Origin of the sequence: Streptomyces sp. NBC_01689, assembly GCF_036250675.1 — a bacterium.
Lineage (GTDB): Bacteria > Actinomycetota > Actinomycetes > Streptomycetales > Streptomycetaceae > Streptomyces.
This window is the reverse complement of record NZ_CP109592.1, coordinates 5,636,665-5,648,961: the sequence shown is the minus strand read 5'-3', so window position 1 is coordinate 5,648,961 and position 12,297 is coordinate 5,636,665. Positions and strand designations below refer to the sequence as shown.

Below are 12,297 nucleotides of genomic sequence, written 5' to 3'. Positions count from 1 at the left end.
GAGCACATGCCATCGAACGTCGGGGCGGACGCGGGCAGCGGGGCCGGGCACGAGCGGGCCCGGGGCGAGCCGACCCGGAACGGGCGGGCCGGACCGGCGCGAGGCGCGGCAGGCAGGGGCCTCGACGGCGACGAGGGAGCGACCCTCTCCGCCGTGCCCACCGAGGCCACTGAGGCCACTGAGGCCACCGTGCCCGCCGAGGCCGTCACCCCGTTGATCCGGGGTATCGCGGTGCTGCGGCGGCTGACCGAGGCCGACGGGGTGTCGAGCCTCAGCGGCCTGGAGCGGTCCACGGGGCTCGCGCGGTCCACCGTCGACCGCATCACGGCCACCCTGGCGCGCAGGGGGTACGTACGCCTCGACGGCCGGGACGCCGTACTGGCTCCCCGTCTGATGGAGCTCGGCAACGCCTACCTGGCCGCGCTGCGCCTGCCCCGGCTCCTCGACGCGCACGCCGACGCCCTGGCCGACGAGCTCGACGAGTCGGTCTCCCTCGCGGTCGGCGACCAGGACGGCGTCCGCTTCATCCACCAGGCGACCCGGCGCCGCGCCATGTCGCTGAGCTTCCGCATCGGCGACCTGCTGCCCGCCGAACGCACCGCGCCGGGCCCGCTGTTCGCCACCGAATGGGGCGAGCCGGAATGGGCACGGTGGCGGGAGCGCCGCGCGGCGGACCCCGAGGACCGCGGCTTCCCTGCCGTCCCGGCGCGCAGCCGTCCGATCGAGACGGACGTGCGGGGCCCCGCCTCCCCCGACGCGGACCCGTCGCCCCCCGCGCTCGGCGACGACTTCGAGCGGCGTACGGCCGAGGCGCGGGAGGACGGCTGGGCGCTGGACGACCAGCTGATCGAACCGGGACTGGTCGCCCTCGCCATGCCCGTACGGGAGGCGGGACGGATCGCGTGCGTGGTGAGCGTGGTGAGCCACACCAGCCGGCACACCGCCGCCGATCTGCGCGACACCCTGCTGCCGAGGCTGCGGGCGGCCGTCGCCGCGATGGAGCGGGAACTGCGCGAGACCCCGGAAGGGGCGTCCGCCGCGCCGGCCGCCCCTTCCGGCCTCGCCGTCTGGACCGGGGAATCCAAGCAGGAACTGGGCCGGGAGTTCGTCGAATCGCTGGCCCGCGGCCTCACGGTGATCACCGCCTTCGGCGAGGGCCGCTCCGCGCTGACCCTCAGCGAGGTCGCGCGGGCCACCGGACTGGCCCGCGCGACGGCCCGACGCGCGCTGATCACCCTGGAACACCTCGGCTACGTCACCGCGCACGAGCACGTCTTCCGGCTCACCCCGCGTGTGCTGGGCCTCGGCTTCCCGCCCCTCTCCCGCACCTCGCTCGCCGAGATCGCGACCCCGCATCTCACCGGGCTCTCGCAGCGTCTGCACGAGTCGGTGTCACTGGCCGTGCTGACCGGCGAAGAGATCCAGTACACGGCCCGCCTCACCACCAGCCGCATCCTGAGCGTCCACATCACGGTCGGCACCCGCCTGCCCGCGTACGCGACCTCGCTGGGCCGGGTGATGCTGGCGGACCTGCCCGGGCCCCCGCTCCCCGAACTGCGTCCGCTGACCCCGCACACGATCACGGACCCGGACCGGTTGAGAGCGGTCCTGGACCGCGTACGGGTCGAGGGGTACGCCCTCGTCGACGAGGAGCTGGAGCAGGGGCTGCGCTCGATCGCCGTCCCGGTGCGGGGGCGCGGCGGGCGCGTGGTGGCCGCCGTCAATGTCGCGATGCACAGCAGCCGTCGCACCTCCGCGCAATGCGTCGACGAACTCCTGCCGGAACTGCTGACCACGGCGACGGCCATCGAGGCGGACCTGCGGGTCGCGGGGCGGTTCCGGCGGGTTCCGCGGGGGTGAGGGGGGTGAGGGGACGGTGGGCCGGGGCGGCCTCGACGTCCGGCCGCGGTGGCGGCGACGGCGCCCTCCGACTCGGGCCGGGCATCGGCGTCGCCGTACTCCTCGGAGGAGCGATCACGGCCCTCGCCGTCGCCCGGAAGCGTCGGCGGCTCCTCGCATCACTGTCGGCATCTCCGACTCCCGCGGATCAACTGCTCTATTCCCACTAGCCGTTCGTGCGCCGTCCCAGCGAATCAGCCAACGGCGGGCCGCCCAGCCGAGGAAAGCGGACCTGATCCCCACGACTCACTGACAGCAGCGCGCCACAGGAACCTCACGCTGCATGAGTACGGATACTCAGCCGACCTGGTCGTGGGAGCGGATGGGACGCACGGCGAAGGACCGCTACCGTGCGTATCGGTCGTGGCGATGTGACTGCTGCGAACATGTGCGACGTTCCGGTCGAGGATTCCGGATGTCTGAGTGCCGCCGCGCAACGGGACGTCCACGACTCCTGGGAGCGCTGCGTCAAGGGTGTGAGCGCGCGCTGCGACGCGCTGGCGGGGTTGTTCGAGAAGGTGGGCAACGACCAGATGAGGACTGATGAGGCGATCGAGGCCGAAATCGCCGAGCTGAAGGTCCAGTACGCGGACACACCCGCCGTCGGCGGCCAGACCGGGGGCCGGTGACGAGAAGTCATGGACTTCGCGACCCTCAGGGCCCTGAAGCCGTCGGAGTTCTCGGACTCGGCGGACGGATACCGCAGGATGCGCGACATGGCCAGTGCGGCCGAGGAACGTATCGAGCAACAGATCACTGTTGCCATGCGCAACGCCAACCAGGGCGAGGCTGCGACTGCGGCCCTGAAGCAACTGCGCGAGCTGGCGCGGAACTTCCATTACACCCAGGCGGAATGCGGTCTGGTCGGTGCGGCACTCGACGGGTTCGCGTACGACCTGGAGGCGGCGAAGAAGAAGCTGGACGCGGCGGTCGGCAACGCGCGGGCGGAGAAGATCACCGTGCACTCCGACGGTTCGATCAGCTATCCGTCCGGCGGTCAGGAAGTTGACGGCAAACTTCCTGGGGGGTGGCACGGTGACCGGTCTGACCGACTCGACGGCTTCGGCGGTCGGCCGCCAAGCGGCCGGCTTCGACCCCAACCCGCACCACCGCCGTGCGCAGGAGTACGCCGACCAGATCGCGGATGCCCTCAAGGAGGCCACGGAGGCCGACGAGAAGTGGGCGCCGAAGCTTCGGACGCTGAAGGCCGACGACGATCTCACGGTCTCCGGCCGGGAACTCCAGAAACCTCTCGACGGTATGAACGCGATCCAGTCCCGCTTCGACAACTACCTGGATGAGAGCACACGTCCATATCTTCTCTGGTTCGACGACAAGAAACTCGGGCATGTCGTCATGTCCGTGGGAAATCCCGATACCGCCGACAACGTGGTGACTTATGTTCCGGGAACCGGGAGCAAACTGAGCAGCATTGACGGTGATATTTCGAGAGCCGAACTGCTGCAGGACCAAGCGACCACCACGGACCCCACGCATTCCACGGCGTCGGTCATGTGGCTCGGTTACGACGCACCGCAGAGCCTCCTGGGCGACGCGACCGACGCCACGTGGGCCGACCACGCCCGTGGGCCGTTGAGCGGCTTCCTGAACGGAATCGACACCGCTCACGGTGGACACGTCAACTCAACGGTTCTGGGTCACAGCTACGGCACCCTCGTGGCCGGCGAGACGATGCGCGATCACCCGGACCTGCCGGTGGACAACGCGATCCTGGTCGGGAGCCCGGGCGTGGGGGTCAGCCACGCGAAGGACCTGAACATTCCCGCGGACCACGTCTGGGCGGCGACAGCGAAGAACGATCTGGTCAACATGGCCCCGCCACCGGCAGGGCAGTGGGCACCGTTGAACCCCATGGCCTACCGGCGCCTCTTCGACGACCACTCGGTCATGTACGGGAACGACCCGACGTCCGATGAGTTCGGCGGCCGGACTTTCGGCGTCGCCGACGGGAAGTTTCCTCTCACGGACGGCCTCATGCCCGCTCATTCTCAGTATTGGGAAGGGGATTCCCTGGCTGACATGGCGAAGATCGCGACTGGAGGAACCACGTGAAACCGAACCGAATGATGTCAGCCATTGCACTGTTGTGTTTGACAGCCGCACTCACGGCCTGCGGGACTCAACAGGATGGAAACGGGAACGGCGCATCCAAATCCAAGCAGGTCACCATGAATGAGAAGCAAGCAGCCGAGCGGGCCGAGGAGATCGTTCACGAGGCGGTGGACGGCATGTCGCCCGAGCCGGCCCTCAAACGAACCGGGCTCCGCCCCTTGGGCGCATGCGTTGCCCGGGACGACGGCGGCGCGGAGGACCGCGTCCAATACCGACTCACCTATCAGCTGACCGGGGTCCCGGGCAGCAAGGCCAAGGCCCTCGTGCGGCACGCTCGGGACGCCTGGGTGAAACTGGGCTACAAGTTCCAGTCATCGGACGCCGACTGGTCCGAAGCCTTTCCCTCGGTGAGCATGCGGACCGAACCGGATGACTTCTGGATGACCGCCCTCACCGGCGTCGTGGACCGTGCCAAGGGCGAGGGCCTCGCAGCCATCTCCGTGACCTCCCCCTGTTTCGCCCGCGCCGGCGGATCCACAGCCGAGTCCGCAGCCCTCCCCCTCCGGCGCACACAGGTCGACGAGCGCGCCGAGCACCGGGCCCTCGACCATTCCAGCCGGATCTACGAAGCTCTCCGAGCTCCGCACGCCGCACCCCGGACCGGTGAGGGAATCGGCATCCACCAAGACTCCGAGGGACGCTACATCCACCACGCCTGGTCGACCCAGCCTCTTACGGGAGAGGAGACGTTCCAGGCGATGGCGCGTGCACGGACGCATTTCGAGGGCACCGGCGAGCCCGCGATCGTCGCCCGCAACGCCGAGGACCAGAGCGTGGCCCAGGTCGCCCCGTCGCACACCGGCACCGTGCGTGTCGCCGTGACATCACCCGTTGCGCCGGGGGAGACCGAGATGGCCTGAGCTCGTCCCTGACCGGGACGAACCGCGACGGGAACAGCGATCATCCCGCGCTCTTCCCCGACGGTCCGGCCGAGGCTGCTCCCGTGCCGACCCGGTAGACGATCGAAGTGCTCGCACCCGCCCTCTCGACCGAGCGGGAGCGCTTCAACCGCACCGAGCGCCTGAGGCGGATACCGGCGGACACCCGTGCCGGCCGCCGGCTCAAGGACTTCCGCCAGGACAGCGAGGTCCCGCGCTCCCGCTTCGACCGGAGCTGCGCCCGCGAGAGAGTCCCTGCCGACGGGCCAGAGGTCGCGCTGCTGGCCCCCATCGGCTGCGCCTGGCTGAGCAACTCCGTCGCCCGACCCAAGATCCACCCACGCGCTCGTCGTCTGAGCCGGTGCGCACGTCTCTCCTCCCTCGGATCAGACACCACCCGCTACACTGACCGCGGTGGCTACGCCCTCACGGCTGCCACCACGACCTGTCGCCAAGCAGGCCTGAGCGGTCCGCCGATCTCGGTAGACTTTTCAGACACGTTTTCCGACAGATCCCCGCCTTCGTAGCTCAGGGGATAGAGCACCGCTCTCCTAAAGCGGGTGTCGCAGGTTCGAATCCTGCCGGGGGCACATGGGGAAAGGCCTCGGACCGATCGTGGTCCGGGGCCTTCGGCATTCACTTCTGGCACAAGGTGGCGCCGGACGTACGCCTCGTACTTTCGGTCAGGCAGCCTCGTCGATCCGGCCTAGCAGGACGTTGCACCGACAGGACGGCCAGAGGCCACGGCCGCGCGGGGATCAGTCGTGACTGACGTGACGGCAGGACAATCTGGTTGCGCGTCGACGGGTGGGCCCGGTGAGGTTACGTGCGGCGGACAACACCGCGCCGGGCTCCCACACCTGGGTCACGAGCAATGGGCCAGGTCACAGACCCGAGCCTTCCTGTTCATCGAGAGCGTCGGCCTCCGCTGGACCCAACTCCACGGCCGCCGGCGGCAAGCGTCTCAGGCGACGGTGTATTCGGCGTCCCCGAAGTCCGCGACCACACGCAGCCGACCGCCGAGCGCTTCCACGTAGGCCCGGAGAGTCGCGACCTCCGCGCGATCCAGCTCACCATGCTCGATCGCGGAGACCCGAGGTGCCGAGACCCCCATCGACGCGGCCACTTGGCGCTGAGTCAGCGCCTGTTCACGCCTGACCTCTGCGAGCTTGTGAGCACGCACTTCAGCGGTCAGCCGGTCCATTGCCGCTTGCTTCTCCTGGTCCGACCGCACCGGCAGCCCAGTGGCCGCACGCCGCTCGCGCGCCTTGCGCTTGGTCTCCTCCCAGCTCACGGCACTCATTCGTACTCCCTTGTTTCAAGATCGGCCAGATGCGTCCGGTACCGCTCCTCAGCGAGCGGAATGTTGATGTCGTACCAGCGCTGCCAGTTCCCAGCCTTGTCGCCGGCCACCAGCAATACCGCCCGGCGCACCGGGTCGAAGGCGAAGAGGATGCGGATCTCGCTGCTCCCGGACGATCCCGGCCTCAGCTCCTTCAGGTGATGATTCTCGGCACCCTTGATTCGATCGACCAGGGGACGGCCGAGCGTAGGACCCGTGACCGTCAGCATGTCGATAGCGTCTTCTACCTGTTCAGCGCTGTCCCAGTCCGCTTCGGCCAGCGCCTCGAACCACGCCGCGACCTCCCCGACAAGGACCACTTCCCATTGAGCCACGGCCGCCATGTTAATGCAAGCGTTAACATGTCGGTGATGTTCCAAGGGGACCTGAGAAGCGCACCAGCTCGATCGGAGAACAGCGGGGGACCATGATGAAAGCGACCGCGCCCGACGAAGCCGCGCCACGGCCTTTCACCTTGACCAGTGATCGAACCGCCCAGGTGATCACGGTTTCCCTAGCTGATGCGCGTGGTGGGTGGTGGGTGACGGGTGATGCGAGCGGACCGTCCGTGTGTGACTCCGGATGCGAGGGACGCGGGTCAGGGATACCCTGCCCGGGTATGGTCCGGTGGGGCGGTACGCGGACGGCGAGGAAGGAAGGGGAGCGACTGTGGGCGGCGGACAGGCGGGCGACCGGGGAGTGACCCGGCTGCTCGCGGTGTGCGCGGTCCTGTTCGGGCTGTTCCTCATGCATGGCGCTCCGGCCACCGCCGCCGGCGGCTGCCACGGGTCCATGCCGGCGACGTCCTCGTCGATGTCCGGTGGCCATGACCTCGCCCCGGCGGCCATGCGCCATGCGGCGCCGGACACGCATCAGCCGGGCCTGAGCCTGCGCCATGCGGATGCTTCGGGGATGTCCGGGGAGCTGTGCGTGTCCACGCCGGCGCCCAAGCGGATCCCTCTGCCGGCACCGGGCCTGCTCGCGGTGGCCGCTGTCGCGGTGTCGGCTTTCTGGATGCCCGCGGGACTTCGGGCGGCGATCAGCCGGACGGGGCGGCGCGGTCCTCCGACCGGCGGGCGAGATCTCCTGCTTCAGGCGTGCGTCGCGCGGACGTGACAGACACGACGCCGAACTTCGGCAACGGCCGGTTCGGCCCCGTGTCCTGCTCACTCTCGCGCGCCACCGGTGTGGTGCGCCCACCCGGAAAGACCACCGTTCGATGTTCACTTCATCTCGTTCCACCGTGCGCCGCCGTGCTGTCGCCGTGGCCGGTACGGCAGTTGCTCTCGCGCTGACTCTGGCCGCTTGCGGGTCCTCGGACGACTCCTCGTCCATGCCCGGCATGGACCATGGCGACAGGCCCTCCGTGTCGTCGTCGCGGAGCGCGTCACCCTCGATGGGTGACATGCCGGGCATGGACAACACGTCCGACGGAAACGGACTGTCCGACACCCGGGACGGCTACCGCCTCACCTCGAAGGACACGACCCTGCCGTCCGGCGAGCAGGCCGTCTACCGGTTCACGGTCACCGGCGCAGGGGGCAAACCGGTCACCGGCTTCGCCCTCGACCAGACCAAGCGGATGCACTTCTACGCCATCCGCTCCGACCTGACCGGCTTCCAGCACATCCACCCCACGATGGCCCCGGATGGCACCTGGACCGCCGATCTGACCGCCCTGGCACCCGGCTCCTGGCGCACATTCGCGAGCTTCACCCCCGACAGCGGGACGGGGAAGGGCAAGGGCTTCGTTCTCAGCCGTACTGTCACCGTCCCCGGGAACGCGACGAGGACCCCGCTGCCCGCGCCGGCCACCACCGCGGAGGTCGACGGGTACACCGTCACCGTCGAGGGCGAACCGATGGCCGGCATGGCCCACCCCCTGAGCGTCAGCGTGTCCAAGGACGGCAGGCCGGTCACCGACCTCCAGCCCTACCTGGAGACCTACGCCCACCTGACCGCTTTCCGTGAGGGCAACCAGGAGTTCGCTCATCTCCACCCGACCACCAAGGTCACCGGTGACAGTGGAGGCCCGGACCTGGCCTTCCACGCCGAACTCCCCACCGCAGGCGACTGGCGACTGTTCCTGCAGTTCCAGACCGGCGGCAAGCTCCACACCGCCGCGCTGACCCTGCACGTCGGCTGACGCCCGGAAGGGGCGCTGTCCAGGCGGCGGCGCCCCTTCCGAGTCACGGGTCTCTGTGACCGGCCTGATGAGGACGCGTCCTCCCCGGCCGTCTGCTCTAGAGCTCCGCGTTCCAGCGCGCCCGCAGTGACGCGCCGCCGGCAAGGCTGTCGTCGAGGAACCCGGACAACTCCTGGAGGGCGTCCAGGGCGCGCTGCAGGTTCTGGCGACGCTCGCCCTTGGCGACGGCGAGGTGGAACCAGATGAGGGGGTCGGCCAACACCCGCTGGTCTGGCCGCGAGAGGAGCTCGCAGAATTCCCTGTAGCTCCTCAGCCGTCCTTCGGGGGGGCGAGGAGGACGTCGGTGCCGATGCTGGACTGCGTCGCGTAGTAGACGTCACAGGCGGCCATGGAGATCGCGCCTGAGGTCAAGGCCGAGACCAGGGTCACCGAGAGGGTGTCCACTCAGCTGTCTCCTCGTATGCGGCAGCCGGACCACCCGTCCTGGAAGGGCCCGCTGGGACGGACTTGTTTCTCGATGCGGACCCGGCACGACGAACGGGTCCGGGTACGCGCCACAAGTCCACCAGATGAAGCGGAGGAACAGCGGGGGAACGGAGGGACATCTCGGGGAATGCGGTCCGGTCCGGATGTACCGAGGGCTCCGAAACCGCGTTCACGACGCTCGCCGAGACATGGACGGAGGTGCTCGGGTGTGCGGTCCGGAAGGTCTGGGACCCCACGCCCGCCGGGTGCCATGGATCTCGGCCCGCTAATTCGTTTGTCGGCCGCCGAGCCGGTCGGATAGGAAGCTCGCATGCTTAGTGGCAGCAAGGTCGGGCTCAGGGCCCGGCACGAGGACGACATCCCGGTCCTTCAGGCCGAACTCCACGACGACGTGGTCAACCACTCGCGGTCCGACAGCCGGCCCTGGCGGCCGATCACGCCCGGTTCGAAGCACTCGCGGCTGATCGTGGACGACACGGAGGAAGGGCACGTCCCGTTCTCCGTGGTCGAGCTGGACGGCGGCACCCTGGTCGGCAGCGCGGTGCTGTGGAACATCGACACCCACAACCGGTCCGCGCACATCGGGCTGGGGCTGCTGCCGTCCTGCCGCGGCAAGGGCTACGGCACCGACGTGGTCGCCGTGCTCTGCCGGTACGGGTTCGTCGTCCGCGGTCTGCACCGGCTGCAGATCGAGACGCTGTCGGACAACACCGCGATGCTGCGCTCCGCCGAGCGCAACGGCTTCGTCCGCGAGGGTGTGCTGCGGTCCGCGGCCTGGGTGATGGGCGAGTTCCTGGACGAGGTCCTGCTCGGACTTCTGGTCCAGGACTGGAAGCCGGACGCCCGGGGCTGAGGGAGACCCGGGGCGTCGGCAGCAGGGGGACCGGGGGTACGGGTCGGCCGGCGGGCCTAGAGAAGGCCCAGGTCGCCGAGTTCCTTGTGCAGGTCCGCGCGCGGGTTGCCGGCGTCCGTCCGCGGGGCGCGGCGGCCCGCTCCCCCGCCTCTCCCGTCGCCGCCTGCCCCGCCTCCGGACGGGGAGGCCGGCACCGATCCCGGGCGCCGGTCCCGGAAGAGCCACGCCCCCAGCAGGCCCCCGATCAGCCCGCCGAGATGACCGAGCCAGCTCACCCCGGGTGTCCCGGGGACGGCGACGGTCAGCAGATAGGCGAAGGAGGCCCCCATCACGATGCCGATCAGCGTGTCGATCAGGTGGCGGTCGAAGATCCCGCGGACCACGACGTAGCCGAAGTACCCGAAGATCAGACCGCTGGCCCCCACCGTGTCGACGCCGCCCCGCTCGAAGAACCAGACCGTGAGTCCGCTGGTCACCGCCACGAGCAGGCTCAGCCCGAGGAAGCGGACGACACCGCGGTACGCCGCGAGGAACCCGAACACGAACAGCGGGCCGGAGTTGCTCTCGATGTGTGCCCAACTCCAGTGCAGGAAGGGCGCGCTGAGGATGTCGGGCAGCGTCCCCAGGTCTCCGGAGACCACCCCGTAGTCCCGTGAAAGGGCGTAGTGGCCGGTCGAGTTGGCCAACTGCACGGTCCAGACGACCACAAGGAACCCGAACATCACGAAGAACGCCTTCCGCGCCTCCGCGATCATCTGCTCGGGGTCGGCCGGTCCGCCGCCCGCCCGCCCCTGATCCGGTCTGCCGCCCATCGCGCGTTCCCCTCCCCGGCGGATCCGTATCCGCTCCATGGCGAACTCTACGAAGCCCGGGGACGCCGCCCAGAGGATGCGTCCGGGGCGCCGTCGGGAGGAACGCGGGGTCACGGGGGCGGGGTGCGCGGAGCAGCGCGTACGTGACGTGGATCGCGCGGACCCGTCCGCTAAGGGCGGGGCTTCGCCCGGCCGGGCGTCGGCTCGGGCGCGGGTCCGGCGGCGGGTCCGGCGGCGGTTCCGGCGGCGGTTCCGGTGGCGGTTCCGGTGGCGCTCCCCCGGGAACCCGGCACCGGCGCCGTCAGCGTGACCGCCGCCGTGACGGCGACCGATGCCGCCGCCATCGCCGTCATCGCCGCGCCGGGCGAGGCCAGTTGGGCGATCGAGCCCGCCAGGGCCGCGCTGACGCCCTGCAGGGTCAGCATCCCGGAGGAGTGCAGCCCGAGGGCGTGGCCGGCGAGTTCGTCGGGGGTCAGCGCCATCAGGCGCTCCTGCTGGATCAGGCTCGACCCGAAGCCCACGGAGGCGACGGCGGCGCAGGCCGCGGACACCACGATGCCCGGGCGGAGGACGAAGACGAGGTACGGCGTCGCCAGGAGCAGCAGGAACGGGACGCCCAGCCGTGCCCGGACGCGCGGTGCGAGGAGCCGGCCCGTGGTCACGTCGCCCACGAGCATGCCGAAGGCCGCGGAGGCGAAGAGCACGCCCGCGTGCTCGGGAGCGTAGGAGACGAAGAGGGACTCGCAGCCGACGACCAGGCCGTTGGGGATCCAGAGGAGCAGATAGACCGTGCGGCGGGGACCGTCGGACCACAGGAGGGCGTTCGTCCGCCAGGTCCGGGCGATCGACGGACGGCCGGAGGCACGGGGCGCGCGGCGCGTCAGGCCGAAGCGGGTCCCGGCCGCCGCCGCCAGATACAGCGCGGCCGCCGTCAGGAGTCCGACACGCGGGGACACGACCGCCACCAGGACACCGCCCGCCGCGTACCCGGCGACCTGGGTGAGGCCGTTCATCATGTTGAAGACGGAGCGGCCCAGCAGATAGCCGTCGCGGGGAAGGATCTCGTTCAGCAGACCCCAGCGGACCCCGCCGCCCAGGGACGCGACGAGGCCGAGTGCGAAGAGGATGCCGAAGATCGCGGCCACCGGGAGACCCGGCAGCGCCACCGCCGCCGTACCGAGCGCGAAGGCGAGGGCGATGCCTGTCGTCGTGGCGCGGGGCGGCAGCCGGTCCGCGGCGGAGAGCAGTGTGGTCGCGCCCAGGACCTGGGCGAGGGACGGGCCGAACATGCTCAGGGCGGAGAGCAGGGGCGAGTCCGTCGCCCGGTAGACCAGGGTGCCCAGGGCCAGGCCGCCCACCGTCGAGGCCGCTCCCTGGAGCGCGGACGTCAGGAAGAGCGGGGTGAACTCCGGGGTGCGGAAGAGGTCGGAGTAGCTGCGCATGGGCGCAGTCTCGGGCGGAGCACGGGGTCGTCGTTATTGTTTCGCCGAGCGGCGAAAGCAAGGGTGCGCGGGTCGGTACGACGCTGTCCCGCGGCCCTCGGGCGTCCGGCCCGGCCTCACCGCGCGGACGGGACGCCGGGACGCCCGGGACCAGCGACGATGCCGGGCCCGGAGGAATCCCGGGACCGGAGGGATGCCGGGGCGACCGGCTGGGCAGGACCACGCCTGGGGGCCAGGTGCGGACCGGCACGGGGACCGGGAGAACATGTTCCGGCCGGGCCGTGCCTCGATGCCGGTACGACGGAA

13 protein-coding genes and 1 tRNA gene are annotated in these 12,297 nt (G+C 70.3%); 8 read left to right on the top strand and 6 right to left on the bottom strand.

Features of this window, described 5'->3' with window-relative positions:
• Positions 1 to 6: 6 nt before the first annotated feature.
• From OG776_RS24090 to OG776_RS24070, 5 genes are all read left to right on the top strand, one after another.
• Complete coding sequence (locus tag OG776_RS24090; protein ID WP_329322521.1) at positions 7 to 1,860, top strand: IclR family transcriptional regulator domain-containing protein; 1,854 nt, start codon at positions 7 to 9, stop codon at positions 1,858 to 1,860.
• 389 nt (positions 1,861 to 2,249) lie between these two features.
• Entirely contained in the window at positions 2,250 to 2,528 is a 279-nt protein-coding gene (locus OG776_RS24085) for a hypothetical protein (RefSeq protein ID WP_329322520.1), read from the top strand.
• A 406-nt stretch (positions 2,529 to 2,934) separates the two neighbouring features.
• Positions 2,935 to 3,972 carry an alpha/beta hydrolase gene (locus tag OG776_RS24080; RefSeq protein ID WP_148008881.1) on the top strand — a complete coding sequence of 346 codons (1,038 nt, stop codon included), beginning with the start codon at positions 2,935 to 2,937 and terminating at the stop codon, positions 3,970 to 3,972.
• Positions 3,969 to 4,892, top strand: a complete 924-nt coding sequence (locus OG776_RS24075) for a hypothetical protein (protein ID WP_329322519.1) — start codon at positions 3,969 to 3,971, stop codon at positions 4,890 to 4,892. The genes OG776_RS24080 and OG776_RS24075 overlap by 4 nt, the downstream gene beginning before the upstream one ends.
• 535 nt (positions 4,893 to 5,427) lie before the next feature.
• Positions 5,428 to 5,500, top strand: a tRNA-Arg gene (locus OG776_RS24070).
• A 374-nt stretch (positions 5,501 to 5,874) separates the two neighbouring features.
• On the opposite strand, the gene OG776_RS24065 is transcribed toward OG776_RS24070, so the two are convergent.
• Positions 5,875 to 6,213 carry an XRE family transcriptional regulator gene (locus OG776_RS24065; RefSeq protein ID WP_148008882.1) on the bottom strand — a complete coding sequence of 113 codons (339 nt, stop codon included), beginning with the start codon at positions 6,211 to 6,213 and terminating at the stop codon, positions 5,875 to 5,877.
• The gene (locus tag OG776_RS24060) at positions 6,210 to 6,596 is read right to left on the bottom strand and encodes a type II toxin-antitoxin system RelE/ParE family toxin (protein WP_148008883.1); all 387 of its coding nucleotides are present in this window, start codon (positions 6,594 to 6,596) and stop codon (positions 6,210 to 6,212) included. The genes OG776_RS24065 and OG776_RS24060 overlap by 4 nt, the downstream gene beginning before the upstream one ends.
• A 325-nt stretch (positions 6,597 to 6,921) precedes the next feature.
• Between OG776_RS24060 and OG776_RS24055 the strand changes: the two genes are divergently transcribed.
• Together OG776_RS24055 and OG776_RS24050 are read left to right on the top strand one after the other, a co-directional pair.
• A complete protein-coding gene (locus OG776_RS24055) occupies positions 6,922 to 7,368 on the top strand; it encodes a hypothetical protein (protein WP_148008884.1) in 447 nt (148 codons plus the stop codon).
• A gap of 298 nt (positions 7,369 to 7,666) precedes the next feature.
• Complete coding sequence (locus OG776_RS24050) at positions 7,667 to 8,398, top strand: FixH family protein (protein WP_261994495.1); 732 nt, start codon at positions 7,667 to 7,669, stop codon at positions 8,396 to 8,398.
• A 97-nt stretch (positions 8,399 to 8,495) separates the two neighbouring features.
• Here OG776_RS24050 and OG776_RS24045 read toward each other — a convergent pair whose 3' ends face one another.
• The gene (locus tag OG776_RS24045) at positions 8,496 to 8,657 is read right to left on the bottom strand and encodes a hypothetical protein (RefSeq protein WP_329322518.1); all 162 of its coding nucleotides are present in this window, start codon (positions 8,655 to 8,657) and stop codon (positions 8,496 to 8,498) included.
• Between the two features lie 50 nt (positions 8,658 to 8,707).
• Complete coding sequence (locus tag OG776_RS24040) at positions 8,708 to 8,842, bottom strand: hypothetical protein (protein WP_261994496.1); 135 nt, start codon at positions 8,840 to 8,842, stop codon at positions 8,708 to 8,710.
• A gap of 352 nt (positions 8,843 to 9,194) precedes the next feature.
• On the opposite strand from OG776_RS24040, the gene OG776_RS24035 reads away from it, so the two are divergent.
• Complete coding sequence (locus OG776_RS24035) at positions 9,195 to 9,737, top strand: GNAT family N-acetyltransferase (protein ID WP_148008886.1); 543 nt, start codon at positions 9,195 to 9,197, stop codon at positions 9,735 to 9,737.
• 56 nt (positions 9,738 to 9,793) lie between these two features.
• Here OG776_RS24035 and OG776_RS24030 read toward each other — a convergent pair whose 3' ends face one another.
• A complete protein-coding gene (locus OG776_RS24030; RefSeq protein WP_329322517.1) occupies positions 9,794 to 10,549 on the bottom strand; it encodes a rhomboid family intramembrane serine protease in 756 nt (251 codons plus the stop codon).
• A gap of 170 nt (positions 10,550 to 10,719) precedes the next feature.
• Positions 10,720 to 11,991, bottom strand: a complete 1,272-nt coding sequence (locus tag OG776_RS24025; protein ID WP_329322516.1) for an MFS transporter — start codon at positions 11,989 to 11,991, stop codon at positions 10,720 to 10,722.
• Positions 11,992 to 12,297 lie beyond the last annotated feature (306 nt).